At 70.9% G+C, this 24946-nt stretch carries 28 protein-coding genes; 15 read left to right on the forward strand and 13 right to left on the reverse strand.

The window, feature by feature from the left end:
- The first annotated feature begins 320 nt into the window (after positions 1–320).
- Together ACGFIO_RS38950 and ACGFIO_RS38955 are read left to right on the forward strand one after the other, a co-directional pair.
- Positions 321–728, forward strand: a complete 408-nt coding sequence (locus ACGFIO_RS38950; RefSeq protein WP_392834911.1) for a CoA-binding protein — start codon at positions 321–323, stop codon at positions 726–728.
- A gap of 100 nt (positions 729–828) precedes the next feature.
- On the forward strand, positions 829–1311 hold the full coding sequence (locus tag ACGFIO_RS38955) for a DUF4190 domain-containing protein (protein WP_392834913.1): 483 nt from the start codon (positions 829–831) through the stop codon (positions 1309–1311).
- A gap of 176 nt (positions 1312–1487) precedes the next feature.
- Here the strand turns inward: ACGFIO_RS38955 and ACGFIO_RS38960 are convergent, their stop codons facing one another.
- Positions 1488–2291, reverse strand: coding sequence for an SDR family NAD(P)-dependent oxidoreductase (locus ACGFIO_RS38960; protein WP_392835186.1), 804 nt, complete (start codon positions 2289–2291; stop codon positions 1488–1490).
- Between the two features lie 455 nt (positions 2292–2746).
- On the opposite strand from ACGFIO_RS38960, the gene ACGFIO_RS38965 reads away from it, so the two are divergent.
- Complete coding sequence (locus ACGFIO_RS38965) at positions 2747–3244, forward strand: DUF4190 domain-containing protein (RefSeq protein ID WP_392834915.1); 498 nt, start codon at positions 2747–2749, stop codon at positions 3242–3244.
- Between the two features lie 330 nt (positions 3245–3574).
- Here the strand turns inward: ACGFIO_RS38965 and ACGFIO_RS38970 are convergent, their stop codons facing one another.
- Positions 3575–4474: a DMT family transporter gene (locus ACGFIO_RS38970; protein WP_392834917.1), complete on the reverse strand. Its 900-nt coding sequence runs from the start codon at positions 4472–4474 to the stop codon at positions 3575–3577.
- Positions 4475–4597: 123 nt separating this feature from the next.
- Here ACGFIO_RS38970 and ACGFIO_RS38975 point away from each other — a divergent pair, with 123 nt between their 5' ends.
- Both ACGFIO_RS38975 and ACGFIO_RS38980 read left to right on the forward strand, forming a co-directional pair.
- Positions 4598–5296 carry an HAD family hydrolase gene (locus ACGFIO_RS38975; RefSeq protein WP_392834920.1) on the forward strand — a complete coding sequence of 233 codons (699 nt, stop codon included), beginning with the start codon at positions 4598–4600 and terminating at the stop codon, positions 5294–5296.
- Between the two features lie 107 nt (positions 5297–5403).
- Positions 5404–5964, forward strand: a complete 561-nt coding sequence (locus ACGFIO_RS38980) for a hypothetical protein (protein WP_392834922.1) — start codon at positions 5404–5406, stop codon at positions 5962–5964.
- A gap of 158 nt (positions 5965–6122) precedes the next feature.
- Here the strand turns inward: ACGFIO_RS38980 and ACGFIO_RS38985 are convergent, their stop codons facing one another.
- Positions 6123–6971: a PhzF family phenazine biosynthesis protein gene (locus tag ACGFIO_RS38985; RefSeq protein WP_392834925.1), complete on the reverse strand. Its 849-nt coding sequence runs from the start codon at positions 6969–6971 to the stop codon at positions 6123–6125.
- Between the two features lie 196 nt (positions 6972–7167).
- On the opposite strand from ACGFIO_RS38985, the gene ACGFIO_RS38990 reads away from it, so the two are divergent.
- From ACGFIO_RS38990 to ACGFIO_RS39000, 3 genes are read left to right on the forward strand one after another with little or no spacing between them, the layout of a single operon-like run.
- Entirely contained in the window at positions 7168–8451 is a 1284-nt protein-coding gene (locus tag ACGFIO_RS38990) for a magnesium transporter MgtE N-terminal domain-containing protein (RefSeq protein ID WP_392834927.1), read from the forward strand.
- Positions 8448–9014, forward strand: a complete 567-nt coding sequence (locus ACGFIO_RS38995; protein WP_392834930.1) for a DUF1003 domain-containing protein — start codon at positions 8448–8450, stop codon at positions 9012–9014. The genes ACGFIO_RS38990 and ACGFIO_RS38995 overlap by 4 nt, the downstream gene beginning before the upstream one ends.
- Before the next feature lie 21 nt (positions 9015–9035).
- Positions 9036–10178, forward strand: a complete 1143-nt coding sequence (locus tag ACGFIO_RS39000) for an Mrp/NBP35 family ATP-binding protein (RefSeq protein WP_392834932.1) — start codon at positions 9036–9038, stop codon at positions 10176–10178.
- Here ACGFIO_RS39000 and ACGFIO_RS39005 read toward each other — a convergent pair.
- Both ACGFIO_RS39005 and ACGFIO_RS39010 read right to left on the reverse strand, forming a co-directional pair.
- The gene (locus ACGFIO_RS39005; protein WP_392834933.1) at positions 10171–10566 is read right to left on the reverse strand and encodes a preprotein translocase subunit TatB; all 396 of its coding nucleotides are present in this window, start codon (positions 10564–10566) and stop codon (positions 10171–10173) included. The two genes, ACGFIO_RS39000 and ACGFIO_RS39005, sit on opposite strands and share 8 nt — an antisense overlap.
- A gap of 57 nt (positions 10567–10623) precedes the next feature.
- The gene (locus tag ACGFIO_RS39010; protein WP_392834936.1) at positions 10624–11844 is read right to left on the reverse strand and encodes a S1C family serine protease; all 1221 of its coding nucleotides are present in this window, start codon (positions 11842–11844) and stop codon (positions 10624–10626) included.
- Positions 11845–12050: 206 nt separating this feature from the next.
- On the opposite strand from ACGFIO_RS39010, the gene ACGFIO_RS39015 reads away from it, so the two are divergent.
- A complete protein-coding gene (locus ACGFIO_RS39015) occupies positions 12051–12674 on the forward strand; it encodes an O-methyltransferase (protein WP_392834938.1) in 624 nt (207 codons plus the stop codon).
- A 56-nt stretch (positions 12675–12730) separates the two neighbouring features.
- On the opposite strand, the gene ACGFIO_RS39020 is transcribed toward ACGFIO_RS39015, so the two are convergent.
- Positions 12731–14131 (reverse strand): leucyl aminopeptidase family protein, encoded by a 1401-nt coding sequence (locus tag ACGFIO_RS39020; RefSeq protein WP_392834940.1) that lies wholly within the window; start codon positions 14129–14131, stop codon positions 12731–12733.
- Positions 14132–14210: 79 nt separating this feature from the next.
- Complete coding sequence (locus tag ACGFIO_RS39025; protein ID WP_285683996.1) at positions 14211–14378, reverse strand: DUF3117 domain-containing protein; 168 nt, start codon at positions 14376–14378, stop codon at positions 14211–14213.
- Positions 14379–14638: 260 nt separating this feature from the next.
- Between ACGFIO_RS39025 and ACGFIO_RS39030 the strand changes: the two genes are divergently transcribed.
- The 3 genes from ACGFIO_RS39030 to ACGFIO_RS39040 all read left to right on the forward strand — a co-directional run bounded on the left by ACGFIO_RS39030 (position 14639) and on the right by ACGFIO_RS39040 (position 17124).
- Positions 14639–15451 carry a PaaX family transcriptional regulator C-terminal domain-containing protein gene (locus tag ACGFIO_RS39030; RefSeq protein ID WP_392834942.1) on the forward strand — a complete coding sequence of 271 codons (813 nt, stop codon included), beginning with the start codon at positions 14639–14641 and terminating at the stop codon, positions 15449–15451.
- Entirely contained in the window at positions 15448–16236 is a 789-nt protein-coding gene (locus tag ACGFIO_RS39035; RefSeq protein ID WP_392834945.1) for an enoyl-CoA hydratase-related protein, read from the forward strand. The genes ACGFIO_RS39030 and ACGFIO_RS39035 overlap by 4 nt, the downstream gene beginning before the upstream one ends.
- 81 nt (positions 16237–16317) lie before the next feature.
- Complete coding sequence (locus ACGFIO_RS39040; RefSeq protein ID WP_392834947.1) at positions 16318–17124, forward strand: S1 family peptidase; 807 nt, start codon at positions 16318–16320, stop codon at positions 17122–17124.
- 269 nt (positions 17125–17393) lie between these two features.
- Here the strand turns inward: ACGFIO_RS39040 and ACGFIO_RS39045 are convergent, their stop codons facing one another.
- The 5 genes from ACGFIO_RS39045 to ndhC form a co-directional block, all read right to left on the reverse strand.
- Positions 17394–17903 carry a hypothetical protein gene (locus ACGFIO_RS39045; RefSeq protein ID WP_392834950.1) on the reverse strand — a complete coding sequence of 170 codons (510 nt, stop codon included), beginning with the start codon at positions 17901–17903 and terminating at the stop codon, positions 17394–17396.
- Between the two features lie 126 nt (positions 17904–18029).
- On the reverse strand, positions 18030–18608 hold the full coding sequence (locus tag ACGFIO_RS39050) for a DNA-3-methyladenine glycosylase I (RefSeq protein WP_392834952.1): 579 nt from the start codon (positions 18606–18608) through the stop codon (positions 18030–18032).
- Between the two features lie 32 nt (positions 18609–18640).
- Positions 18641–19114, reverse strand: coding sequence for an SRPBCC family protein (locus ACGFIO_RS39055; protein WP_392834954.1), 474 nt, complete (start codon positions 19112–19114; stop codon positions 18641–18643).
- On the reverse strand, positions 19111–19563 hold the full coding sequence (locus ACGFIO_RS39060) for a DivIVA domain-containing protein (RefSeq protein ID WP_392834957.1): 453 nt from the start codon (positions 19561–19563) through the stop codon (positions 19111–19113). The genes ACGFIO_RS39055 and ACGFIO_RS39060 overlap by 4 nt, the downstream gene beginning before the upstream one ends.
- A 156-nt stretch (positions 19564–19719) precedes the next feature.
- Complete coding sequence (ndhC, locus tag ACGFIO_RS39065; protein WP_392834959.1) at positions 19720–20097, reverse strand: NADH-quinone oxidoreductase subunit A; 378 nt, start codon at positions 20095–20097, stop codon at positions 19720–19722.
- Between the two features lie 198 nt (positions 20098–20295).
- Here ndhC and ACGFIO_RS39070 point away from each other — a divergent pair, with 198 nt between their 5' ends.
- Together ACGFIO_RS39070 and ACGFIO_RS39075 are read left to right on the forward strand one after the other, a co-directional pair.
- Positions 20296–22149 carry a 2-oxoacid:acceptor oxidoreductase subunit alpha gene (locus ACGFIO_RS39070; RefSeq protein WP_392835188.1) on the forward strand — a complete coding sequence of 618 codons (1854 nt, stop codon included), beginning with the start codon at positions 20296–20298 and terminating at the stop codon, positions 22147–22149.
- On the forward strand, positions 22142–23182 hold the full coding sequence (locus tag ACGFIO_RS39075) for a 2-oxoacid:ferredoxin oxidoreductase subunit beta (protein ID WP_392834962.1): 1041 nt from the start codon (positions 22142–22144) through the stop codon (positions 23180–23182). The genes ACGFIO_RS39070 and ACGFIO_RS39075 overlap by 8 nt, the downstream gene beginning before the upstream one ends.
- Before the next feature lie 4 nt (positions 23183–23186).
- On the opposite strand, the gene ACGFIO_RS39080 is transcribed toward ACGFIO_RS39075, so the two are convergent.
- A complete protein-coding gene (locus ACGFIO_RS39080) occupies positions 23187–24203 on the reverse strand; it encodes a potassium channel family protein (protein ID WP_392834964.1) in 1017 nt (338 codons plus the stop codon).
- 212 nt (positions 24204–24415) lie between these two features.
- Between ACGFIO_RS39080 and ACGFIO_RS39085 the strand changes: the two genes are divergently transcribed.
- Positions 24416–24931: a phospholipase gene (locus ACGFIO_RS39085; protein ID WP_392834967.1), complete on the forward strand. Its 516-nt coding sequence runs from the start codon at positions 24416–24418 to the stop codon at positions 24929–24931.
- Positions 24932–24946 lie beyond the last annotated feature (15 nt).

The raw sequence follows: 24946 nt of genomic DNA on the forward strand, positions 1-24946 counted from the left end.
GCCGCGTCCTTCGGGGGCGCTGAGTTCCTTCGGGGGCGCGGAGTTCCTTCGGGGGCGCCGCGTCCTTCGGGGGCGCCGCGTCCTTCGGGGGCGCTGAGTCCTTCGGGGGCGCCGCGTCCTTCGGGGGCGCCGCGTCCTTCGGGGGCGCCGCGTCCTTCGGGGGCGCCGCGTCCTTCGGGGGCGCCGCGTCCTTCGGGGGCGCCGCGTCCTTCGGGGGCGCCGCCTCCGGTCCTTCTCTTGCGGCGGGGCGTTTTGGTCGGGCGGCGCCGTTGTGACGCTCCGCACCCGGAAGGGATGCGCGGCGTCGCTAGAGTCGAGTCATGCGCAGCGCCGAACAGATCCTTCGGGACGCCGAGGTCATCGCCGTGGTGGGCGCTTCGCGCGAGTCCTGGAAGCCGGCGCACTCCGTGCCGTTGCAGATGATGCGACACGGGTGGCGGATCATCCCGGTGAACCCGTTCGCCGACGAGGTGTTCGGGGTGCCGACCGTGCCCACGCTGGCCGACATCGGGGAGCCGGTCGATCTGGTCGACATCTTCCGGCCGGCCGCCGACGCCGTCGAGATCGTGCGTCAAGCCGTGGCCATCCAGGCTCCGGCCGTGTGGTTGCAGTCCGGGATCGTGTCGGCCGAGGCCCGGCGGATCGCGACCGAGGCCGGGCTGGACTACGTCGAGGACCGCTGCCTGGCCGTCGAGAGGGCCGTCGCCGGGCTCAGCCGCCAGCCCTGATCGATCATCCCAAGAGCGTCACAGCTGCGGGACACACCTGGAACGGGGTGTCCCGCGACCACCCCGGACCAGTACGGTTCCCGGGAACGAGGAGGACGACATGACCTATCCGCCGCCTGGCGGCTCGCCCGACCCCTATCAGCCGCAGCAGCCGTACGGGCAGCAGCCTTCGTACCCTCAGGACCCGTACACGACGCCGTCCAGCGGTGCGCCGTCCAGCGGCCAGCCCTACGGCGCGCCGTCCAGCGGCCAGCCCTACCCACCGCCGGCGTACGGCCAGCAGTCCTACGGGCAGGAACAGTACGGGCAACAGTCGTACCCGCCGCCGTACGGCGGCCCCGTGGTGGCGACCACGAACACCCTGGCGATCCTGGCGCTCGTGTTCGCGTTCGTCTTCTCGCCGGCTGCGATCGTCCTGGGCCACATGGCCAAGAAGCAGATCCGCCAGACCGGCGAGCAGGGCGAGGGACTGGCCACGGCCGGGCTCTGGCTCGGCTACATCTTCACCGGTCTCTCGGTGGCGCTGTGCGCGCTCTACGCCATCCTGATCGCCGTCGGCGTCAGCAGCTCCGGCGACTTCTGACGGGTCGCCGGCCGGTCGAGGCCGCGTGCTGTGGCAGCGCTCGCTGAACCACGCCACGCGGCCTCCGGTCGCTCACCCGGCCGGGCTCGCTGAACCACGCCGCCCTTGATCGCCGGCCCGGTCGGCCGCGCCCCCATCGGGCTTCGGCCGACCGGCATCCGTCCGGACGGGGACGGTCAGCGGAACTCCGCCTCGCGCACGCTGTTGCCGCCGTCCACCACCAGCATCTGGCCGGTGATGTAGGACGCGGCCGGCGAGCAGAGGAAAGCGATCGCGGCGGCGACCTCGTCCGGGGTGCCCGGGCGGCCTATCGGCGTACCCAGACCCTGCTTGATCTCCGTCACCGTCGACGCCGCGGTGTAGATCGTGCCCGGCGCCACCGCGTTGACGTTCACTCCGTCGGCGACCAACTCCATGGCCAGCGCCCGGGTCAGGCCGACCACGCCGGCCTTCGCGGCGGCGTAGGCGGCCTCGGTGGGCAGCGCGTTCACCGCACCGGCGGTGGCCGCCAGGTTCACGATCCGGCCCCAGCCCTGCTCGGCCATGCCGCCCACGAAGGCGCGGCTGACCAGGAACGCGGTGCTCAGGTTGCGGTCGATCTCGGAACGCCACTCGTCATAGGTGAGCTGCGCCACCGGACGCAGCACCTCGGGGCTGGCCCGGCTCGCCAGGCCGGCGTTGTTCACCAGCACCTCGACGTCACCGAGCGAGTCGGCGATCGCGTCGGCCAGGGCGCCGACCTCGGACTCGTCGGTCAGGTCGGCGACAAAACCGGTCACTCCCAGCTCGGAGGCACGCTCGTGGATGCGCCGGGTGGTCGACACGATCGCCACCCGGGCACCCAGGTTGCGCAGTCGACGTGCGGTCGCGTACCCGATGCCGTCCGGGCTGCCGGCGCCGGTGACCAGCGCGACCTTGCCGTCCAGCCGCAGGGTGACAGGCGCTTCTTCCGGCTCGTTGTCGGGCTGGTGGGCAGCCATCTCGGCCTCCGGCGTCTCGGCACTGGTCGCGGTCATGGTGCGGTGCTGGGCTTTCACGCCCGTGGTGCGGTCTTGCGGTGCTGGGCTTTCACGCCCGTGGTGCGGTGGTGTGGGCCTTCACGCCCGCGCCGCGATGTTGCGGTGCTGGGCACTCACGCCCGTGCTGCGGTGGTGGGCTTTCACGCCCGTGCTGCGGTCGTGCGGTGCGAGCCCTCTCGGCCGCGCCGCGGTGGTGCGGGGTCGTGACCAGCCGCGGGGCGCGAGTCAGCACGCCTCGACCGGCTGCCGCTGTGCGAGCGGGCGTCGACGACCATGCGGCGATCCTGCCCGGTCGGCCCTTTGGGGGCAAACATCGGGGTCCACGTGCCGCCGTTCGGGTGGCTCTCGAGGGCAACCACGGATGACAGCCCTGTCTATCCTGGCCGACGACACGCACGGCCGGACGGAGAACGCGAATGACCTATCCCCCATCCCCGCCGCCCGGCCCCGGCGGACCGGTTCCGTCGCCCGAGCCGATCCAGCCGTACCAGCCGCCGCAGAACTACGTGCCGGACAACCCGTACGCGCCGGCGCCCTACCAGCAACAGCCGCCGCCTTACACGCAGCCGCAGGTCCACGACTATGGGTACGGGAGCCCGTACAGCCAGGGCTACGGCTCGACGCTGAAGCCGCCGGCCGAGGGGCTGGCCATCGCCTCGCTGGTGATCTCCTGCATCGCCGTGCCGGGTGCGCTGTGCGGCTCCGGGTTCGGCGGACTGATCGGCGTCGTCGGAGCGGTCCTCGGTCACGTGGCACAGCGCCGGATCCGCCGGAACGGCACCAGCGGCAGCGGCATGGCCCTGGCCGGGATCATCGTCGGCTGGGTGGCCACGATGATCGCCATGGTCGTGCTGGCGGTCATCGTGTTCGCGATCGCCAGCAGCCCGGACAGCGCGAGCCCCTTCGACTACTGACCGGCACCACCGCGCTGACCTACCACCGCTACCGAAAGTGGTAGCCCCGGGCGGTCTTCGAGGCCGGAACAGCACGCTGGGCTACCACCGCTGCTGACAGCGGTAGCCCCGGGCGGTATTCGTAGGCGGGACGGCGCGCTGGGCTACCACTGCCGCAGGAGTGGCAGCCGGGAGCGGAACAGCACGCCGGGCTGCCACCGCTACTGGCAGCGGTAGGCCCGGGCGGTATCCGAGGCCGGAACGGCGCGCTGGGCTACCACTACGGCTGGGGCGGTGCGCTGGGCTGACACTGGGGGCGCGGCTGGGGGTCAGGGGTGGGGCTGGGGGGGGTCAGGGGGTGGGGTCGGCGGTCTCGGTCAGGGAGGCGGACGGAGGGCGGCGGGTGGACGGGCGGCGGGAGCCCAGGACCACGACCGCTACGCCGGCCAGGAGCAGGAAAAGGCCGGGCAGGGCGGCGCCGGGGGTCTCCAGCAGGATCAGGACGCTGACCGTGGTGGCCGAGGTGTGCTGCAAGGCGTAGTTGAACATCGAATGCCCCAGGAGCTGGGCGCCCGCCACCACCGCGAGGATGGCCAGCCAGGTGCTCACGGCGTACCCGCGCAGTGGGGTTCGCAGAGTGAGACAGACGACCAGCAGGACCACCGCGCAGGTGCCGTAGCACGCCCAGGTGTAGGTGGTCGTGCTGGTGCGGGCGCGCACGCGCTCGCCCAGCGCGGTGTAGACGGCGGCCGCCATGCCACCGATCAGCGCCAGCACGTCGGCCAGTACGGCCCGGCCCGAGACAGTCACGTCGGCGCCGGTGGCCCAGGCCGCACCGGCCACCGCCAGCGCGATCCCCGCCCAGGCGGCGCGGGACGGGCGACGGCCCTGCGCCGCGGCGATCAGGCCCTGCCACACCGGCTGGGTGGCGACCAGCGCGGTGGCCGTCGCCACCGAGCCCAGCTGCACGCTCGGCATCCAGGTCGCGAAGTGCACCGCCAGTGCCACCCCGGCCAGGACGCAGAACAGGCCGTCGCGATGCTCGCCGCGCAGTAGGCCACGGAACTCGCCGCGGCGGGGACCGAGCGTGACCGGCGTCAGGACGGCTGCTGACAGAGCGTTACGCCAGAAGGCGATGGCCAGCGCCGGAGCGGCCGCGAAAGCGATCAACGGTGCCGACGATGACACCGCGAGCACCGCGGTCGCCAGCGCTCCTCCGGTGAGCAATGCGCGGTTTGAACGCATATTCATCCCTCGGCGTCGCAATTTGCATATTGCACGTCACAGTTTGTTGACCCCTGTTGAGCGGAAAGTGAAGAGCTCGTTACGCTCCCCTCCGCTCATCAACATCGATGCCTTGGAGGCTGGTGCACTGTGTCCGCGTTACGTGCGGTCATCTTCGACTTCTTCGGCACGCTGACCCGCAGCGTCCAGCGCGGGCCCCAGCACGCCGAGATAGCCCGCAACCTGGGCTGCGACCCTGAAGTGATCCGCCATGTCCTGGACCGCACCTTCCACTCGCGGGCGAAAGGCACGTTCGGATCCGCCGAAGCCACCCTACGGTGGGTGTCCGAGCAGGCCGGCGGCCACCCGAAGCCGGCCCAGCTGCAGGCGGCGGTGCCGGCCCGGGTCGACGCGCTGCGGGCCGACACCCGGCTGCGGCCCGACGCGGTGAGCGCGCTCACGGCTTTGCGTACGCGCGGTCTGTCGACCGCCGTGATCAGCGACTGTACGCACGAACTGCCGGCCTTCCTGCCCAGCCTGCCGGTGGCCGGACTGCTCGACGCCAGCGTGTTCTCGGTCGAGGTCGGCGTGTGCAAGCCCGATCCGCGGATCTACCTGACGGCCTGCGAGAGGCTGGGGGTACGCGCGGAGGAGTGCGTCTATGTGGGCGACGGTGGGAGCCGGGAACTGACCGGGGCGGCGGCGGTCGGCATGACGGCGGTGCGGCTGAGCGCTCCGGATCTGGCTGATCATCTGGTCTTCGATCGGGATACGAGCTTTGCCGGGCCGAGTGTGGATTCGCTGACCGATCTGATCCGGCTGCTGGACCGCGTGCCTGTTCCGGCTTGAGTTTCGGGATGCATGCTGCATGAACAGAGGGTGAGTTGGTGCCGTCGTACGGGCTCTCGGGCCACGTTGTGGCGGCACGGGCCCTCGGCTGATGGCATGGCCCCGGGATGGCGGTGGCGGTGGCGCGGCGGGACGGAAGGCGTGTGGGTCCGAGGGCGTGGGAGGATGGGCCGGTGGGGTCGGCTGTTCTTGACGAGGCGCTGAAGAAGGCCGCCATCGCCTGGGTTTCGGTGGATGGCGGGGCGGCGCGTGGGCTCTGGTGCCTGCCGCTCGACGGGACGCTCATCGTCGTCAGCGGGCCGGGCGAGCAGGCGGCGCCGGGGCTGGGCGAGGCGGCACGGGCGAGCGTCCGGCTGCGGGGCGACACCGGCGGGCTGATCGTCGTCTGGGATGCCGTCGTCAGTCGCCTGCGACCGGGCACCGAGGAGTGGGACACCGTCGCGCCGCAGCTGGCGAACAAGCGCCTGAACGCCTCCGGTACAGCTGAGGAGCAGGTCGCGCGCTGGGCCAGGGACGACTGCGCGGTCGTCCGGCTCACCCCGGCCGAGGAAGTGGCGACGACCTCGCCCGACCTGCCGGATGCCTCGGGTGCGGCGACGCCCCGCGAGACACCGGCCCGGGTCGAGGTGCGGCGGCCGTTCCGCCTGCACCGTGTCCGCCGCCGCTGAGCGTGAAACGAGACCACGTCCGCCGGCGGGCGTGAAACGAGACCGCGCCGGCCGACGCGAGGCGTGGAAGGAACCGCGTCCGCCGCCGCTGGGCGTGAACGAGACCACGCCCGCCGACGCCAGGCGTGAAACGAGACCGCGGGAAGGGCCCAGGCCTCCTATCCGATGAAGGGCGGCACGGCGATCTCGCCCTTGGCGATCGATACGACGTGGCCGCGTACCGTCGTCGCGGTCACCGTGCCGGACTCAGCCGTCACCGTGCACTGCAACAGCGACGGGCGGCCCATCTCCGCGCCCTGGTGGACCGTGTACGAGCTGCTCCCGTCGGCCGGCAGCCACCCGCACGCCGTCAGGTAGACGCCCAGACCCAGGGACGCCGAGCCGGTGGCCGGGTCCTCCGGGACCGACACGCCGGGGCAGAACACCCGCGCGTACGCCGCCGGCGCCGACCAGGCGAACACGCTGATCATCGGCACCTCGCCGCTCAGCGGCACCGTGGCCCGGGCCAGTGCTTCCCGGCGTACCGGAAGGTAGGTGAAATCCAGACCGCACCCGGCGGTCCTCGGCGCCGGGCCGGCGTGGTCGGCCGCGGTCAATCCGACCAGCCCGAGCAGCGGCGCCGGGTCGAGCGGGTCGCCCAGCGTGGGCTGTCCGCCGGTCAGCGTGGCCTCGCCGGCCTCGGTCACAGTGATCGGCAGCAGCCCGGCCTGGCACTCCTGCACCACCTGGCCCGCCGGGAACAGCCCGCGGCGCATTCCGGTGACCACCGCGCCCACGCTGGGGTGGCCGGCGAAGGGCAGCTCGGCCTCGGGCGTGAAGATGCGCGCCCGGTAGGTGGCCGTCGAGCTGGGCAGCAGGAACACCGTCTCGGAGAGGTTGAACTCCCGGGCCAGCGCCTGCATCTGGTCGCCCGCGAGGGCGGCGGCGCCGAAGACCACGGCTAGGGGGTTGCCGGCGAAGGGGCGATCGGTGAAGACGTCGACGATCTCGTACGCCACGGTGGACATGCCCGGACACTAACCCAAGCGCAGGGCATGGCGTATGGGTCAGCCGGGAGCGAGGCGGGGTCCAGAGGGTGGCTGACGTCGGCCGCGGAGCACGCTCAGACCGGTGTTGTAGGTGGGCGCTCGCGGCCGCCGTCAGGCGCGCTCTGGGCCCTCCGCAGCCCCGGTTGACCCACACGTCATGCCCTAGTGTGGGGGCGTGAGCATGGGGACGAGGGTTTATCTGGCGCGGCTCGCGGCGCTGCCCGTTTTCGACCCCAACGGCGACCGGGTGGGGCGGATACGCGACTCCGTGGTGCGGCTGCGGACCACGAACCGGCCGCCGCAGGTGGTCGGGCTGGTGGCCGAGATGGCGCTGCGCCGGCGGATCTTCCTGCCGATCGGGCGGGTGACGACCATGGACGCCGAGGCGGTGGTGCTGTCCACCGGCACACTCAACCTGCGCCGCTTCGAGAAACGGCCGAACGAGCTGCTGGTCATCGAGGACCTGCTCGACCGGCGGGTCACGATCGAACCCGAGGAGACCGCGGGCAGCGTGGTCGACCTGGGCATGGAGCTGAACCGGAACAACGAGTGGCTGGTCACCCGGGTGGCGGTGCGCGAGCACACCGGGCGGCTGACCCGGCGCGGGCATGTTTTTCAGGCCGAGACCGAGCGGGTACGCGGGCTGATCGGCCCGACCGACACGCAGGGCTCGGCCAACCTGGTGGCGCTGCTGGAGCAGATGCGCCCGGCCGACATGGCCAACGCCCTGCAGGACCTGCCGGACGCACGGCGCGACGAGGTGGCGGCGGCGCTGAGCGACCGTACCCTCGCCGATGTTCTCGAAGAGCTGCCCGAGCACGACCAGGTGGAGATCCTGATCAAGCTGGATCGGGAACGGGCCGCCGACGTGCTGGAGCGGATGGAACCGGATGACGCGGCCGACCTGCTGGCCGAGCTGCCGCAGGCCGAGCAGACGCTGCTGCTGGACCTGATGGAGCCGGAGGAGTCGGAGCCGGTCCGGCAGCTGATGAGCTATACCAAGGGCACGGCGGGTTCGGTGATGACCTCCGAGCCGGTGATCATGACGCCGGACGCGACGGTGGCCGAGGCGCTGGCCCGGATCCGGGAGCCGGAGCTGCCGCCGGTGGTGGCCGCGCAGGTGTTCGTGGCCCGGGCACCGAGCGCCACGCCGAGCGGGAAATATCTGGGCATGGTCCACTTCCAGCGACTGCTGCGGGAGCCGCCCGCCTCGCTGCTCGGCGGTCTGGTCGTCAACGACATCGACCCCCTGCACCCGGACCACGACCTGAAGGACATCACCCGGCGGATGGCGACCTACGACATGGTGGCCATGCCGGTGGTGGACAACAGCCACCGCCTGGTCGGCGCGGTGACCGTCGACGACGTGCTCGACCACTCGCTGCCCCGGGACTGGCGGGACCGCGACGCGCAGGAGGCCGAGCAGGGGATTTTGCCCGGGGCTGAGGAAACGTCATGACCGAGCCGCGCAGGGACCGGCTGGATCAGCCGGTCGAGCCGGGCCGGGTACGCCTGCCCCGGTTCGACGCCGAGGCGTTCGGCCGCTGGTCGGAGAGCATCGCCCGATACATGGGTACGGCCAACTTCATCGTCTACATGACGCTGGTGATCGGCGCCTGGTTCGCCTGGAACACTCTGGCGCCGAAGGATCTGCGCTTCGACCCGTACACCTTCACGTTCCTGACCTTGATCTTGTCCTTGCAGGCCTCCTACGCGGCGCCGCTGATCCTGCTGGCCCAGAACCGCCAGACCGACCGGGACCGCCTGGCCATGGAGGAGGACCGCCGTCGGGCCGCCCAGCAGAAGGCGGACACCGAATACCTGGCCCGCGAGATCGCCTCGCTGCGGATCGCCGTGGGCGAGGTGGCGACCCGGGACTATCTGCGGTCGGAGCTGGCCCGGCTGGCCGGCGAGCTGGACGAGGCGGCGGCGCGACGGGAGAAGCGGGCGCGCAAGGTCGGCCGGAAGAAGGCCGAGGACGAGGACAAGCCCGACGACGAGTGGGACGCGGACCACACCTGACGCCGACGTAAGCTCAGTGGCATGTCTGCTCCCGCCCCCACCGTCGAGGAAGCGATCCAGGCCGCCCTGGCGACCGTCGACGACCCCGAGATCCGCCGGCCGATCACCGAGCTCGGCATGGTCAAGGGTTTCACCGTCGCCGCCGGGCTGGTCAAGGTCGAGCTGCTGCTCACCGTGGCCGGCTGCCCGCTGCGCGACAAGCTGAACAACGACATCACCGCCGCCCTCACCGCGATACCGGGGATCACCGGCGTGAGCGTCGACTTCGGCGTGATGAGCGAGGAGCAACGCAAGTCGCTGCAACAGCAGCTGCGGGGCGGCGGCGCGGCCGAGCCGGTCATTCCGTTCGCCCAGCCCGGTTCCCGGACCAGGGTGTACGCGGTGGCCAGCGGCAAGGGCGGGGTCGGCAAGTCGAGCGTCACCGTCAACCTGGCCGCGGCCCTGGCCAAGCGGGGCCTTTCGGTGGGCGTGGTCGACGCCGACATCTACGGGCACTCGGTGCCGCGGATGCTGGGCGTCGAGGGCCGGCCGACCCGGGTGGAAGACATGATCATGCCGCCGCAGTCGCACGGCGTGAAGGTGATCTCGATCGGCATGTTCACCGCGGGCAACGCCGCCGTGGTCTGGCGCGGGCCCATGCTGCACCGCGCGTTGCAGCAGTTCCTGGCCGACGTCTACTGGGGCGACCTGGACGTGCTACTGCTCGACCTGCCGCCGGGCACCGGCGACGTGGCCATCTCGCTGGCCCAGCTGCTGCCCAACGCCGAGATCCTGGTGGTGACCACCCCGCAGACGGCGGCGGCCGAGGTGGCCGAGCGGGCCGGGGCGATCGCCCTGCAGACCCACCAGCGCCTGGTCGGCGTGATCGAGAACATGTCGTGGCTGGAACTGCCGGACGGCTCGCGAATGGAGGTCTTCGGCACGGGCGGCGGGCAGACCGTGGCCGACTCGCTGACCAAGACCGTCGGCGCCTCGGTGCCGCTGCTGGGTCAGGTGCCGCTGGACACCCGGGTGCGGGAGGCAGGCGACGCCGGGCTCCCGATCGTGCTGGAGGCTCCGGAGGCCCCGGCCGCGCAGGCGCTCGACGCGGTGGCGGCCAAGCTCGCCGTCCGGCGTGAGTCGCTGGTCGGCAAGCCGCTCGGGCTGAGCGTGACGACTAGGTAGCGTCCAGGTCGAAGGACCGCTTCTTGGGGGCGGCCGGTTCCGCGACCGGGGCCGGCTTTTCCGCCGAGCGGATGTCGGCGGCGTTCTTCACGTCGTTGAGGTCGTTCTTCACGTCCTCGAAGAGGCCCTGGAGCGGCTTGCGGAGCGCCTGCTCGTCGTCCTCGCTCATGATGTGCTTGCGGATGAACGCCTTCGGGTGCAGATCCTGCAGCTGAATGTCGGTGCCCAGCTCACGGCTGAGATCGGAGGTCGCGTTCTGCGCCATCGCCCGCAGCTGGCGCAGCAGCCGCAGGCCGTCGCCGATCACCTTGGGCAGCCGCTCACCGAAGATCAGCAACGCGAGCATCAGCAGCGCGCCGATCTCCCACCAGTTGAGGTTCTCGAACACCCGGGCCTCCCCAGAACGATCCCGCGCGCCAGCCTACGCACGAAAGCTGTGCATCGGCTATTTCGCGTCGGCGGCCAACGTCACCGAGGTCGTCTCGGCCTTGCTGCCGCGCCGGTACTCGACGGCCACCGTAGCCCCCGGAGCGTATTTGCGGACCAGGGCGATCAGGTCGGTGCCGTCCTCCAGCACGTGCCCGTCGAGCTTGGTGACCACGTCGCCGGCCTTGAGACCGGCGGCGGCGGCCGGGCCGGCCGCGTTGACCGAGCGCAGCCGCGCCCCCGAGCCGCCGCTGCCGGTGCCGCTCGCGGTGCCGGTGTTGACCTCGGCGCCGATCACCGTCCGGCGGGCCTTGCCGGTGTCGATGATGTCCTCGGCGACCCGGCGGGCCTGGTTGATCGGGATGGCGAAGGCGAGGCCGATGTTGCCCGCCTCGGTGTCGGTCGCGCCGACCGAGCGGATCACCGAGTTGACGCCGATCACCCGGCCGGACGCGTCGACCAGCGGGCCGCCCGAGTTGCCCTGGTTCACCGCGGCGTCGGTCTGGATGGCCGCGTAGTAGCGGGTGGTGCCGCCCGGCTCGCCCGCCTGGATGGTGCGGTCCAGGGCGCTCACGATGCCCGAGGTGACGGTGTTGACCAGGGCGAGCGGCGAGCCGAAGGCCAGCACCGGGTCACCGACGGCGATCTCGTCGGAGTTGCCGAACTTGATCGCGGGCAGCCCGGACTTGGCCACCTTGATGACCGCGATGTCCGACTCGGGGTCGCGACCGACCAGCTTGGCCGAGGCGGTCGAGCCGTCCGAGAAGGCGACCGACATGACGCCGTTGCCGGCGCCCTCGACGACATGGTCGTTGGTGATCACGTAACCGTCGGCGGAGACCACGAAGCCGGACCCGATCGCCCCGGTGACCCGCACGGTGACCACGCTGGGTGTGACCTGCTTGGCCACGCCGGCCAGCGACTCGGGGGCGCGCTGGACGGCCCCGGGCGCCGGCTGCGGCGCAGCGCCGAGCGTGGTGGCGCCGCCGCCGACGCCGGACCGGGTGGCGAAGACGTAGCCGAGGGTGCCGCCCAGGCCGCCGGCCAGCAGCGCGACGATCAGACAGATCAGCAGGATCAGGCCGAAACCGCGACGGGGGCCGTCCGGATTGGGGATGACCTCCGGTGGCGGACCGTTGTTGATCGGTGGAGGAATCACCACGGCCGACGGAGCGTACGGGTCTCGCCACGGGTCCTGCCTGGCGTCACCGTTCCACCACGGTGATCGGCCGTCGGTCACGTCGATGCCTCCATCAGTCCGCGGGAGCGTCCCGCGCTCTCCCCGGCTCCAGGATGACACGGATCGGCCGGACCGTTCAGGCATCGACGGCCCGGTGCGCGCTCCGCAAGCATCACTTCTACTCTCATACCCGATGTGCACCGGTTCCGGGTCGCGCATCCCGCCTCGAGGGGGTCGACATCGTCACCGCAGCCCGTTCGTCCGATATGCCGGATCAGAGCCGGGCGTTCGCCGAGGCGTACGCCGCCGAGGACGTCGTCCTGCGGACCGCGCGTGCCCTGGCCGCGGAACTGGCCCTCGATCCGGTCTCGCCCGGCGCGGGCTCGGTGCTGCGCCTGCTGGCGGCGGCGGGGAGCGCCAAGGCGGTGGTGGAGATCGGCACGGGTACGGGCGTGAGCGGCACCTGGCTCCTCCGTGGCATGCGCGCCGACGGCGTGCTGACCACCATCGACGTGGAAGGTGAGCACCAGCGCATCGCCCGCCGGATCTTCGTCGAGGCCGGTTTCACCCCGTCGCGGACCCGGATCATCGCCGGCCGGGCCCTGGACGTGCTCCCCCGGCTCGCCGACCGCGTGTACGACCTGGTCTTCGTCGACTCCGACCCGGCCGAGTTCACGTCCTGTGCGGAGGCGGCGCTGCGGCTGCTCCGCCCGGGCGGCACGCTGGTCATCAACGGCACGCTGGCCGGGGGCCGGATCTCCGACCCGGCTGCCCGGGACGCCGAGACCGTCACCATCCGCGACCTGCTCAAGACCATGCGCGAGGCCGAGGACTGGATCCCCGCGATGGTCCCGGTCGGTGCCGGCCTACTCGCCGCCGTCCGCCGCTAGTCCCCGCCCTACCACCAGAAGAGCCAGTGGTAGGGCAGAGCGGTATCCGCGCGGGGCTACCAATTTTCGAGGAATCGGACCAGGGTGCGGACGCCCCAGCCGGTGGCGCCCTTGACCAGGTCGCCGGCGGTGCGGTCGGACCACGAGGGCGCCGACATGTCGAAATGCGCCCAGCTGTCGACCTTGTCGCCGAGGAACTCGCGCAGGTAGAGCGCGGCGACCACCGAGCCGCCACCCTGCGTCGGCGAGCTGTGCCGGTCGGCGATGTCCGAACGCAGGTATTCGACGTAGTCGTCGGGCAGCGGCATCCGCCACATCGCCTCGCCGGCCGCCTCGCCCGCCGCGACCAGGGCCGCCGCCAGCTCGTCGTCGTGGGTGTACATGGCGGCCATCCCCTTGCCCAGCGCCACCGCGTTGGCCCCGGTCAGGGTGGCCAGGTCGATGATCACGTCGGGTTCGAGGCGGCGGACCGCGTAGCCCAGGGCGTCGGCCAGGACCAGCCGGCCCTCGGCGTCCGAGTTGGTGGTCTCGCTGGTCGTGCCGTCGTAGTGGGTGATCACGTCACCGGGGCGGTAGGCGTCGTCGCCGACCGCGTTCTCGGCCAGCGGGACGAGGGCGGTCACCCGTACCGGAAGCTCCAGGTCGGCCGCGGCCATGGTGGCCGCGATCACCGACGCCGCGCCACCCATGTCCTTCTTCATCAGCTTCATGCCCTCGCGGGTCTTGATCGAGATCCCGCCGGTGTCGAAGGTGATGCCCTTGCCGATCAGGACCACGTGCCGGGTCGCGTCGTCCGGGTGCCAGCGCAGCTCGACCAGGCGCGGCGGGGTGGCCGACGCGCCGCCGACGGCCAGGATGCCGCCGAAGCCCTCGTCGGCCAGTTGCCGCGGCTCCCGCACGTGCACCGTGAGCTCGGGGCGGCGGGCGGCCTCGGCGATCACCTGGCCGGCGAACCAGGCCGGGTTCTTGGTCGACGACGGCATGTTGGTCAGGTCGCGGGCCAGCCAGACGGCCTCGGCCACCGAGCGCGCGGCGTCGAGAGCATCGGCGTACCCGCCATGGGTTGTGACCAGATCGACCGCCGCCGTGCGTGGGCCGACCGGCGCCTCACGGAATCGATAGCCCGCGAACCAGGCACCCTCGGCCAGGTCACGCACCTGCTCGGCGGTCGCACTCTCGGGCACGACGATCTGGATCTCCTCGTCGCCGGGCACCGCGGCGACCACGGCCGCGCCGGCCCGGCGGTAGTCGCCGTCGCCCAGGCCGGCCAGGATCACCTTGGCCGGGGTACGCAGCGGCCGCGGCAACATCTCGATCGACCCGGCCGCGCCCAGCCCCTCGGCGATCCGGCACCAGGCCGCCACCTCGTCGTCGCCACCCAGCGGTGTGCCCGCCGCATCCACCAGGACCACCCGGGTGGGCTGTCCCGCCTCGCTCACCAGCCTGATCGCGAACAAGCCGCCGACCTCTCCCCATCGAAGGCGAACATGGAAAGCCCGCCGATGCGCCGGGCGCATCGGCGGGCTCGCGTTATTGTCAGCCGACGATCGACTTCAACGCGTCACCGAGTGCGTTGGCCTCGTCCGGAGTCATCTCAACGACGAGACGGCCACCGCCCTCCAGCGGGACGCGCATTACGATGCCCCGCCCTTCCTTGGTGACCTCCAGCGGACCGTCGCCCGTCCGCGGCTTCATCGCCGCCATCTTGTCTCCCCTCAGACCTACATCAGGGTCGGTGGGTTGCCCCACAGCCACTACTCAACGCCATGTGCTCAGCCCCACATGACGCCGTTATCTCGTTATCCGACCGGCGGCCGTGCAGACCCCGTCGCGTGCCACCGCGACCCTGGCCCACCGTGCCGATCAAACATTTTCCCTGATGAACACCGGCGAACCCAAACCCAGCCCGGGCGGATGTGACAGCGTCTAGCATATCGTCTTCGCGACTGTCACAATGTGCGCTCATGCGGGCGCGGCCGGCACTCTTCGACGTCTACGGCGATTACCTGCGTCCCCGCGGTGGCCGTGCACCGGTTTCCGCGCTGGTCAAACTGCTCGCCCCGCTGGGCATCGCGGCGCCCGCGGTGCGTACCGCGGTCTCCCGGATGGTCCGTCAGGGCCTGCTGCGTCCGCTGCGTCTACCGTCCGGGCCAGGCTATTCGCTGACGCCGCTGGGGCTGCGCAGACTCGACGAGACGGCCGCGCGGATCACCCGGAACGGCCGGTCCGGGTGGGACGGCCGGTTCGACCTGATTCTTCCGTACGCACCGGTCGGTCGAGCCGAGGCGACCCGACTCACCGCCCTCGGCTACGGCCGGCTCGCCGACCACGCCTGGGTCGCGCCCCGCCCGGCCGACGAGGCGCCCGCCGTCCTGGACGCCGCCGCGGTCCGCTACGAGCGGTTCAGCGCCACGCACCCGGCCGGCACCACCGGCGCCGCCGACGTGGTCAGCCGCGCCTGGGACCTGCCCGGCATCGGCCGCGCCTACGCCGAACTGGTCGAGGAGCAGCGCCCGATCGTCGGCGCGATCACGGTGCGGAGCCCCGACGAGGAGGCGTACGCGGTGCGCGTCGGCCTGATCCACCGCTGGCGCGGCCTGCTCACCCGCGACCCGCAACTGCCGCCGGCCCTGCTCCCGCCGCGCTGGCCCGGCACCGGCGCGGCCGGCTTCGTCGACCGGCACGCCGCCCGCCTGCGACCGGCGGCCGAACGCCATGTGGAGCGCTGCCTCGGCGGCGTCACCAGGAGCGTGCGTGTGGGATTCTCTGAGTCATGACCGACTCCCTGCTGGTGGACCGCACCGACGCCGTCGTCACCCTCACGCTGAACCGTCCGGCCTCGATGAACTCCCTGGACGTGGAACTGAAGGAGGCGCTGCGGGACACGCTCGCGCAGCTGGAGACCGACCGGTCGTGCCGGGCCGTCGTGCTGGCCGGTGCGGGGCGGGCCTTCTGCGTGGGCCAGGACCTTCGCGAGCACGCCGGGCTGCTGGAGCAGGGCCACACCGAGATCGACACGGTACGCAAGCACTACAACCCGATCGCGCAACGCCTGGCCAACATGCCGAAGCCGGTGGTGGCCGCGGTGCGCGGGTCGGCGGCCGGGGCGGGCGCCGGGATGAGCCTGCTCTGCGACTTCCGGATCGGCGGCCCGTCCACGTCGATCCTGATGGCGTTCGCCAATGTCGGTCTGGCCGGCGACACCGGCGTGTCGTGGTCGCTGCCGCGCATCGTCGGGCACGCCCGGGCGCTCGAGCTGCTCCTGCTGGCCGAGCCGGTGCGGGCCGAGGCCGCTTACCAGATGGGTCTGCTCTCGCGTCTGGTCGACGACGACGAGCAGGTGCTGCCGGTGGCCCAGGAGCTCGCCGCCCGGCTGGCCGCGGGACCGACGGTGGCGTACGGCGCGATCAAGCGCGAGCTGTCCATCGGCGACGCCGGCACGCTGTCCGACGCGCTCGCCGCCGAGGCGCAGGCGCAGGCCATCTGCGGTGGCACCACCGATCACCAGGCCGCCGTGACGTCGTTCCTGGCCAAGGAGAAGCCCTCGTTCACCGGCCGGTGATATGACCCGGTTGAGATGAAGGCATTTACCTTCATAGATGTTTAGCTCTCCCCAACCTTAGTTCGATTGGGGAGGAACCGGATGGCAAGGTGGCGCAATCTGCTGGCCGTGGCGGCGGCCGCGGTCACGGCGGCGACGATGTTCTCTGCTCCGGCCGTCGCGGCTCCGCCCGACCCGGGTGGCGGCGTGGTCAGCCCGCAGGTCGTCGGCGGCTCCCGCGCGGCGCAGGGCGAGTTCCCGTTCATGGTGCGGCTCTCGATGGGCTGCGGCGGTGCGCTGTACAGCCCGAACCTGGTCTTGACGGCCGCGCACTGCGTGGGCGCGACCGGCTCGAACACCAGCATCACGGCCACGCTGGGCGTGGTCGACCTGCAGAACAGCTCGGGCCGGATCCAGGTCCGCTCGAACTACGTCTACCGGGCCCCCGGCTACAACGGCAACGGCAAGGACTGGGCCCTGATCCGGCTCGCCTCGCCGGTGACCAGCCTGCCCACGCTGAAGATCGCGACCAACTCGACGTACGACACCGGCACCTTCACCATCGCCGGCTGGGGTTCGGCCAGTGAGGGCGGCGGCCAGCAGCGCTACCTGTTGAAGGCCACCGTCCCGTTCGTCAGCGACGCCACCTGCAACGGCCGCTCGATGTACAACGGCGACATCATCCCGACCGACGAGATCTGCGCCGGCTTCACCCAGGGCGGGGTGGACACCTGCCAGGGCGACTCCGGTGGCCCGATGTTCCGCCGGGACAGCGCCAACGCCTGGATCCAGGTCGGCATCGTCAGCTGGGGCGAGGGTTGCGCCCGCCCCAACCGCCCGGGTGTCTACTCCCAGGTCAGCTTCTTCGCCGCCAACATCCAGTCGGCCGCCACGTCACTGGGTGGCTGAGGTTCCGGCTTGCTCGAGGGACCTCGGAGCAATCCGGGGTCCCTCGTTCTGTGGCAGCGCGCCCGCGCGCAGCCGCCTCCCCTACCACCGAACCCACCGGTGGTAGCCGAGTGCGCCATCCCAAGCCCGGACACCGCCCAGCGCTACCACCGGCATCAGCCACCGCCCAGCCGGACACCGCACGGGCCACCGCCGGCATCAGCCACCGCCCAGCCGGACACCGCCCAGGGCTCCCACCGACATCAGCCGCGACCCAAGCGGGGCGCCGGTCAGTCGTCCTCTTCCTCGGGGTCCTGGTTGGCCTCGGCGCCGAGGACGAAAGCCTGCATGGCCAGATCTTCGCCGGAGGGCCAGACGAACGCCGGGAGCTCCGCGGGACCGAGCTCGGCGGCGTACGTCCAGAACTGCCGGACCGCCTCCGCCGGGGTCGCCGCCTCGATCGGCATCGCCACGCTGACCAGCCACGACGTGCGGGCGGCGGGCTTGCCCGGGGCGGCCGCGAGCCGGTCGTAGGACTCGGCGTCGAGTGACGTCACCGGCCCGGTGACCTCGAACGCGAGGTCACCGGCCGGGACCGGCGAGTCGAAGAAGCGGCGGATGTAGGTGATCTCGCCGGGCGCGCTGAACCGGCCCAGGGCGACCGCCTGCCGAGCATCGGTGACCAGCACCGCGTGGTCGCCGGCCGCAGGGCCGGCGGCGTCAACGGTCAGCGTGTCTCGCTCGTACAACCTCTCGGTCGCCCACCGGTCCGCCGGAATGATCACCGCCCACTGCGCCATGCGCACCATCGAACCACGTGCCCCTCAGCGCGCCGCCGGTGGGACGCGGCACCCGGCGACGCGGCCGCCGACCTGCGTCAACCGCGGGTGGGACGCAGCACCCGGCAATGTGGTCGCCGACCTGCGTCAACCCACCGGCGGGACGCAGCACCCGGCGATGTGGTCGTCGACCATGCCGGTGGCCTGCATCAACGCGTACGCCGTGGTGGGTCCGACGAACTTGAAGCCGCGTTTCTTGAGCGCCTTGGACATCGCGGTGGACTCCGGCGTGACGGCCGGCACCTCGGCGCGGGAGGCAGGGCGAGGGCGCGGCGGCGGGGCGAACGACCACAGCAGCGCGGCCAGGCCCTCGGCCAGCTCGGCGGCGACCCGGGCGTTGTGGATGGCGGCGTCGACCTTCATCCGGTTGCGGACGATGCCGGTGTCGGCCATCAGCCGGGCCGCGTCCGCCTCGTCGAAGGTCGCCACCTTGCCGATCTCGAACCCGGCGAACGCCGCCCGGAACGCCGGCCGTTTGCGCAGGATGGTGATCCAGGCCAGCCCGGACTGGAAAGCCTCCAGGGTCATCCGCTCGAAGAGGCCGTCGTCGGTGCGGACCGGTCGACCCCACTCGGTGTCGTGATAAGCCACGTAATCCGGGGTGCTGACGCCCCAGAAACAGCGCAGCCGCCCGTCCTCGCCGGCGACCAGACCCGTCTCACTCATGGCGACCACCGTAGAGCGGGGGTACGACAGAATCAGGTGCCGAGCCGGCCCTGCTCCACCATCCGCCCGAAGCGCCGCAGGGCACCGGTGAAGCTGATCTTGGAGCCCGGCCACAGCACCGGCCAGGCGAGCTTGCCGACCGTGCCGCCGGGCAGGTGGAACCACTCGTGCATGACCATCTGGGTGCGGTTGCCGGTCATCGGCGTACACCTCATCGAACCGGGACCACGCAGCACCTTGCCCTCGTGCACGACCCGGACCTCGTACGGCGCGTCGACCCGGACCACCCGCAACTCGTCCCGCAGCACGGCGGGCCCGAGCGCGGTGACCGCCTCGACCAGGCTGCCTTCCCCGCCGTCGCCCTCGACGATCCGGACCTTGGTGAACGGGATCCACTCGGACTGGCTGGGCCAGTCGACGAAGGCGTTGAACACCCGCTCGACCGGGGCGTTGACGATGACGGTGGCGGTGACCTCGCCTGATCCGGGCGCGGCGGCGTCACTCACGCCTTCTCCTCCGCCTCGGTCTTCCGGTCCTGCAGCACGTCCGCCGGCTGGTCGGGGGCCGGCACGTCGGCGGCCGGCGGCGGGCCCGGCGCGACGGCCGCCTCACGGGCCCGGCGCAGGGTGTCGGCGTCGCCGATCCGCCCCTCGCGCAGGGCCGCCACCTCGGCCTCGAGCACGCCGATCAGTTCGCCCTTGTAGCCGATGTCGTACGCCGCCCGCTGCAGCGCCTGGTCGACCTGGGACATCCGGTACCCGCGGAACGCGGTGTCGAACCTGGTCCGCACCACATCCTCCTCGCCGAGCGGGCGGTCGCCGGGCAGCGGCAGGGCGCGGCCGTCCGGCTCGGTCGGGGTCAGCCCCGAGTCACCACCGCCGATCATCACTGTCACACCGAAGATGATCGCGGCCACCACGAGCGCCACGACCAGGAAGAGCAGAAGCTGACCCATGGGTCAGATCGTGGCACGACGGGCGTTGGGCCGCGAATGCGCCACCCGACATTAGGTCGTGTCTCGTGGTTCGGCCGAGTGCGAGGCGCGGTTCAGAGGGTGGCTGGGGTCCTGGGCCACGCCGCAGCCCCGGCTGAACCACGAGACACGACCTACCTATGTCCACGTCAAGATCTTCTTGCGCCAGGCGTAGAGGATGCCGAGGGCCAGGACGGCCACGAAGATGCCCATTTCGGCCACCGTGACCAGGCCGAACCCGGGCCGGTCGAACACCACGGCCCAGGGGAAGAGGAACACCGCCTCGACCGCGAACAGGACATACAGGTACGCGTACACGTAATAGCGAATCTGCGCCTGGGCCCAGTCGCCGCCGACCGGGTCCATGCCACTTTCGTACGCGATCCGCTTGCCACTGGGCTCGGCGGGACTGGCCGGGCTGAGCAGGCGGTTGGCCGCGAACGCGCCGACGAAGACGAGCACGCCGGCCGCCAGGACGAGGCCGAGCGTGGCGTACGTACCGAGGTAGCCCTGCACGAAACGAAGCCTAACGAAAAGGGTGAGGAACACGACCATCCGACTACCGGGACGCGATTGGTTCAGGCAAGCCTTACCTGGCTACTGTGGTCAGCGGTCTCCGATCGGACAGACTCCTCGACCAACGGTGGTAAGGACTGGCGACGTAGGCTGGAAGTGACGCACGGGAGGGTGACAGAAGTGACCGAGGTCGATGGGATCGCGCATCCCACGAAGCTGGTCGAGCAGCTGGACCGCGTGGTCATCCGGTTCGCCGGCGATTCCGGCGACGGCATGCAGCTCACCGGTGACCGTTTCACATCCGAGACCGCCCAGTTGGGCAACGACATCTCCACGTTGCCCAACTTCCCGGCCGAGATCCGCGCACCAGCGGGCACGCTGCCGGGTGTGTCGAGCTTCCAGGTGCATTTCGCCGACTACGACATCCTGACCCCCGGCGACGCGCCCAACGTACTGGTCGCGATGAACCCGGCCGCGCTCAAGGCCAACCTGTCCGACCTGCCGTCCGGCGCGGACATCATCGTCAACACCGACGAGTTCACCAAGCGAAACCTGGCCAAGGTGGGGTACGCCGCGAGCCCGCTCGAGGACGGCTCGCTGGACGGTTTCGTGGTGCACCCGGTCGCCCTGACCTCGATGACGATCGGCGCGCTGGCCGAGCTCAACGTCGCGAAAAAGGACGCCGAGCGGGCCAAGAACATGTTCGCGCTCGGGCTGCTGTGCTGGATGTACTCGCGACCGCACGAGTCCACGCTGCGGTTCCTGGAACGCAAGTTCGCCAAGCGGCCCGACCTGGTGGCGGCCAACAAGGCGGCGTTCCAGGCCGGCTGGAACTTCGGCGAGACGACCGAGGACTTCTCGGTGCGATACGAGGTGAAGCCGGCCAAGCAGCGCCCGGGCACCTATCGCAACATCACCGGCAACGCCGCCCTGGCCCTCGGGCTGGTGGCCGCCGCGGTGCGCTCGAAGCTGCCGATGTTCCTGGGCGCGTACCCGATCACCCCGGCGTCGGACATCCTGCACGAGCTGTCCAAGCACAAGCGCTTCGGCATCACCACGGTGCAGGCCGAGGACGAGATCGCCGCGATCGGGGCGGCGCTCGGCGCCTCGTACGGCGGCGCCCTCGGCGTGACCACCACCTCCGGCCCCGGTGTGGCTCTCAAGGGCGAGACCATCTCATTGGCCATCGCCCTGGAGCTGCCGCTGGTCATCGTCGACGTGCAGCGGGCCGGCCCGTCCACCGGCATGCCGACCAAGACCGAGCAGGCCGACCTCAACATGGCCCTGTACGGCCGGCACGGCGAAGCCCCGCTGGCCGTGATCGCCCCGCGGTCGCCGTCCGACTGCTTCCACGCCGCGCTCGAGGCGGCCCGGATCGCGCTGACCTACCGCACCCCGGTGATCCTGCTCAGCGACAACTACGTGGCCAACGGCTCCGAGCCGTGGCTGCTGCCCGAGATCGGTGACCTGCCCGACCTGTCGGTCGACTTCGCCACCGAGCCGAACGCCGAGGACGGGCGCTTCCTGCCCTACCTGCGCGACCCGGAGACGCTGGCCCGGCCGTGGGCGATCCCCGGCACGCCCGGCCTCGAGCACCGCATCGGCGGGCTCGAGAAGGCCGACAAGACCGGTGACATCTCCTACGACCCGGCCAACCACGACTTCATGGTCCGCATCCGGGCCGAGCGCATCGAGTCGATCCCGGTGCCCGACGTCGAGGTTGAAGACCCCGATGACGGGTCGCGGGTGCTGGTGCTGGGCTGGGGTTCGACCTACGGGCCGATCGGGGCCGCCTGCCGGGCCCTGCGCCAGCGCGGGCTGCCGATCGCCCAGGCGCACCTGCGGCACCTGTCGCCGCTGCCGGCCAATCTCGGCGAGGTGCTCAAGTCGTACGACAAGGTGGTCATTCCCGAGATGAACCTGGGTCAGCTGGCCCACGTGATCCGCGCCAGATACCTGGTCGACGCGATTCCCTTCAACCAGGTCAGCGGCCTGCCGTTCACCGCCGCGACGCTGGAGAACATGCTCGAGGACGTGGTCAAGAATGGCTAGCCCGACGCTGGGTTCACATCAAACACTGCCCCTGAAGCTCACGGCCAAGGATTTCAAGTCCGACCAGGAAGTGCGCTGGTGCCCGGGCTGCGGCGACTACGCCATTCTGGCCGCGGTTCAGCAGTTCATGCCCGAGCTGAACATTCCGCGGGAGAACATCGTCTTCGTCTCCGGCATCGGCTGTTCCTCGCGCTTCCCGTATTACATGAACACGTACGGGATGCACTCGATCCACGGCCGCGCCCCGGCCATCGCGACCGGCCTGTCCGCGTCCCGGCCCGACCTGTCGGTGTGGGTGGTGACCGGCGACGGCGACGCGCTCTCGATCGGTGGCAACCACCTGATCCACGCCCTGCGGCGCAACGTCAACCTGAAGATCCTGCTGTTCAACAACCGGATCTACGGCCTGACCAAGGGGCAATACTCCCCGACGTCCGAGATCGGGAAGATCACCAAGTCGACGCCGGCCGGGTCGGCCGACTCGCCGTTCAACCCGCTGTCGCTGGCCCTGGGCGCCGAGGCCTCCTTTGTCGCCCGCACCATCGACTCCGACCGCAAGCACCTGCAGTCGGTGCTGCGGGCGGCGGCCGAGCACGACGGGTCGGCGTTCGTCGAGATCTACCAGAACTGCAACATCTTCAACGACGGCGCGTTCGAGCTGATCAAGGACCCGGGTACGCGCGACGACCACCTGATCCGCCTCGAGCCCGGTCAGCCGATCACCTTCGGCCCGGACGACAAATACTCCGTCGTCCACCCGGCCGGGAGCTTCGGTCTGCAGGTGGTCGAGGGCGGCGAGGCGATCGTCCACGACCCGACCGTCGACGACCCGGCCTACGCGTTCGCGCTGTCCCGGCTCTCCGGGTCCGACCTGAACACCACGCCGATCGGGGTGTTCCGCAACGTGCGCCGGCCGTCCTACGACGAGATCGTGCAGAAGCAGCTGCTCGACGCCAAGGCGCAGGCCACCGGTACGCCCGATCAGATGCTCGGCGAGCTGCTGACCTCGGGCGACACCTGGACGATTCTGTAAGGCGTCACATCGAGAGGCCGGCGACGGTGGAGTTCTCGTCCTTGATGTAGACGAGCATGTCGCCGGTCTCGATGCTCGGGTTGTCGGAACCGCCGAGCGGGAGCACCTTGCCGCGGCGGATCAGCGCCACCACCAGCGTCTCCAGCTGGCGCGGGTTCTGGCCGACCTCGGCCCGCTCGGCCGAACGCATCGCCAGCGCCATGCCCTGGCCGGGGGTGAGCAGGTCTTCCACCACGTCGATGAGCGGCGGGGCGGTGGTGGTCAGGCCGAGCAGCCGGCCGGCGGTGGCCGAGCTGACGATCACGTGGTGGGCGCCGCTCTGCTTGAGCAGGGCGGCGTTCTCCTGCTCGCGTACCGAAGCAATGATCCTGACCTGGCCCGCGGTCAGCTGACGTACGGTCAGCGTGATCAGCACCGACGCCTCGTCGCTGTCGGTCGCGATGATCACCGCCTTGCAGTTCTGCACGTCCGCCTGCTTGAGCACCGACGACCGCGTGGCGTTGCCCTCGATGATGGCCAGGCCGTTGGCGGTGGCCTGGCGGATCGCGTCGGGACGGGTCTCGACCAGCACGATCCGGCTCTTGTCGTACCCCGTCTCGAGCAAGGCGCTGACCGCGGCCCGGCCCTTGGTGCCGTAGCCGCAGATGATGACGTGGTCCTTCAACTTGTGCCTCCAGCGCGCGACGCGCAGGCCCTTGCGGTACTGCTCGGTCAGAACCTCGAGGGTCGTGCCGACCAGGATGATCAGGAAGAGGACGCGAGCCGGCGTGATCACCAGGACGTTGATCAGCCGCGCGTGCTGCGTGGCCGGGGTGATGTCGCCGTACCCGGTCGTCGAGAGCGACACGACCGCGTAGTAGAAGCAGTCGAGCAGCGTCAGGCCGTCCTCGTTGACGTCCCGGTAGCCGTCCCGGTCGGTGTAGATGATCGCCACGGCGATCAGCACCAGACCGATGGCGAAAGCCAGCCGCGTGGTCAGCGCACGCAGTGGCCCTTGCCGGACCAGCGGTAGGTGGATCATGGGGCGCCTCTGTGCACGTGCTCACGATAGCGGCCAGGTCGAGCCCTCTCGGACGAGGAGAGCACAAGACACGCAGTGACGGAATACCTAGGGATTAGTTACTTCATCGTTCGAACAAACGAAATAGATCGGCTTGTATATCGCAAGGTGCCGATCGAAGACTGGGTTTCCACGGCCCCCACGAAGGGCCCGTCGTTGCTGGAAGGTCGACGATGACTCGTTACATCCGCCGTACCCTCGTGGTCCTCACCGCCGTGCTCGCCACCCTCGCGCCCAGCGCGGTCGCCCACGCCGCGGCCAGCAAGGCCGAGGTGCTCAGCAGCTGGACGCAGACGTCCGTGTCGAGCTACAACGCCTGGAACGCGGCCCGGCAGAACCAGGGCGCCTGGGCCACCTACAACTTCGACTGGTCGACCGACTACTGCTCCAGCAGCCCCGACAATCCACTCGGCTTCAACTTCGAGCTGTCCTGCTGGCACCACGACTTCGGCTACCGCAACTACAAGGCCATCGGGGCCTTCCCGGCCAACAAGGCGCGGGTCGACTCGATGTTCTACGCCGACCTCCAGCGCCGCTGCGACACCTACAGCCGCCTGCTGCAGCCGCCCTGCAACGCGCTGGCCTGGGTGTATTACCAGGCCGTGAAGAACTTCGGCTCGCTCGCCGCGGTCCAGCCGGCCGACATCGACCGGGCCCGCAAGCTGATGCCCGCCGAGTCGTCACGCTGACCGTCGTCACTTCAG

Source organism: Actinoplanes sp. NPDC049265, assembly GCF_043197135.1.
GTDB lineage: Bacteria > Actinomycetota > Actinomycetes > Mycobacteriales > Micromonosporaceae > Actinoplanes.

What these genes read in the sequence shown, in the direction of transcription:
- ACGFIO_RS39085 (WP_392834967.1), top strand. Translation starts at nt 24,416, where the DNA reads ATGACTCGTTACATCCGCCGTACCCTCGTGGTCCTCACCGCCGTGCTC.
- ACGFIO_RS38955 (WP_392834913.1), top strand. Translation starts at nt 829, where the DNA reads ATGACCTATCCGCCGCCTGGCGGCTCGCCCGACCCCTATCAGCCGCAG.
- ACGFIO_RS38970 (WP_392834917.1), bottom strand. Translation starts at nt 4,474, where the DNA reads ATGAATATGCGTTCAAACCGCGCATTGCTCACCGGAGGAGCGCTGGCG.
- ACGFIO_RS39050 (WP_392834952.1), bottom strand. Translation starts at nt 18,608, where the DNA reads ATGAGTGAGACGGGTCTGGTCGCCGGCGAGGACGGGCGGCTGCGCTGT.
- ACGFIO_RS38980 (WP_392834922.1), top strand. Translation starts at nt 5,404, where the DNA reads ATGGCGGTGGCGGTGGCGCGGCGGGACGGAAGGCGTGTGGGTCCGAGG.
- ACGFIO_RS38950 (WP_392834911.1), top strand. Translation starts at nt 321, where the DNA reads ATGCGCAGCGCCGAACAGATCCTTCGGGACGCCGAGGTCATCGCCGTG.
- ACGFIO_RS39075 (WP_392834962.1), top strand. Translation starts at nt 22,142, where the DNA reads ATGGCTAGCCCGACGCTGGGTTCACATCAAACACTGCCCCTGAAGCTC.
- ACGFIO_RS38985 (WP_392834925.1), bottom strand. Translation starts at nt 6,971, where the DNA reads ATGTCCACCGTGGCGTACGAGATCGTCGACGTCTTCACCGATCGCCCC.
- ACGFIO_RS39000 (WP_392834932.1), top strand. Translation starts at nt 9,036, where the DNA reads ATGTCTGCTCCCGCCCCCACCGTCGAGGAAGCGATCCAGGCCGCCCTG.
- ACGFIO_RS39015 (WP_392834938.1), top strand. Translation starts at nt 12,051, where the DNA reads ATGCCGGATCAGAGCCGGGCGTTCGCCGAGGCGTACGCCGCCGAGGAC.
- ACGFIO_RS38960 (WP_392835186.1), bottom strand. Translation starts at nt 2,291, where the DNA reads ATGGCTGCCCACCAGCCCGACAACGAGCCGGAAGAAGCGCCTGTCACC.
- ACGFIO_RS39035 (WP_392834945.1), top strand. Translation starts at nt 15,448, where the DNA reads ATGACCGACTCCCTGCTGGTGGACCGCACCGACGCCGTCGTCACCCTC.
- ACGFIO_RS38965 (WP_392834915.1), top strand. Translation starts at nt 2,747, where the DNA reads ATGACCTATCCCCCATCCCCGCCGCCCGGCCCCGGCGGACCGGTTCCG.
- ACGFIO_RS39045 (WP_392834950.1), bottom strand. Translation starts at nt 17,903, where the DNA reads ATGGCGCAGTGGGCGGTGATCATTCCGGCGGACCGGTGGGCGACCGAG.
- ACGFIO_RS39060 (WP_392834957.1), bottom strand. Translation starts at nt 19,563, where the DNA reads ATGGGTCAGCTTCTGCTCTTCCTGGTCGTGGCGCTCGTGGTGGCCGCG.
- ACGFIO_RS39040 (WP_392834947.1), top strand. Translation starts at nt 16,318, where the DNA reads ATGGCAAGGTGGCGCAATCTGCTGGCCGTGGCGGCGGCCGCGGTCACG.
- ACGFIO_RS39080 (WP_392834964.1), bottom strand. Translation starts at nt 24,203, where the DNA reads ATGATCCACCTACCGCTGGTCCGGCAAGGGCCACTGCGTGCGCTGACC.
- ACGFIO_RS39030 (WP_392834942.1), top strand. Translation starts at nt 14,639, where the DNA reads ATGCGGGCGCGGCCGGCACTCTTCGACGTCTACGGCGATTACCTGCGT.
- ACGFIO_RS39025 (WP_285683996.1), bottom strand. Translation starts at nt 14,378, where the DNA reads ATGGCGGCGATGAAGCCGCGGACGGGCGACGGTCCGCTGGAGGTCACC.
- ACGFIO_RS38995 (WP_392834930.1), top strand. Translation starts at nt 8,448, where the DNA reads ATGACCGAGCCGCGCAGGGACCGGCTGGATCAGCCGGTCGAGCCGGGC.